1 protein-coding gene is annotated in these 424 nt (G+C 50.0%); it reads left to right on the forward strand.

All coding sequences use genetic code 11. The features are described from left to right. Positions 1–424, forward strand: a 424-nt coding sequence (locus ATN88_RS25355) for a type VI secretion system Vgr family protein (protein ID WP_232313529.1), incomplete at both ends; no start/stop codon positions are given.

The following is a 424-nucleotide window of genomic DNA, read 5'->3' on the forward strand; positions in this document are numbered from 1 at the left end:
TTTCTCAAGGCTGGGCAGGCAGCCAATACGGCATGATGGCCATTCCGCGCATCGGTCATGAAGTGATTGTGTCTTTCTTGGAAGGCGACCCTGACCAACCCATCATCACGGGTCGCACCTATCATGCCACCAACACCCCGCCTTATCCGTTGCCAGAGCACAAAACCCGCACGGTATTGAGAACAGAAACCCACCAAGGGGAGGGGTTCAACGAGCTAAGGTTCGAAGACCAAGCAGAGAAAGAAGAAATCTATGTCCATGCCCAAAAGGACATGAACCTTTTGGTGCAACACGACCGCAAAGACCACATCAAGCATGACCTTCATTTAACGGTAGAGAATGAGCGGTTTCAACACATTCATGCGAACGACCATTTGACGGTTGATGGACACGTTAAGCAACACATCAAAGGCAATAAAACCCT

It is taken from the genome of Enterovibrio coralii, from assembly GCF_001559595.1.
Taxonomy (GTDB): Bacteria; Pseudomonadota; Gammaproteobacteria; order Enterobacterales; family Vibrionaceae; genus Enterovibrio; species Enterovibrio coralii.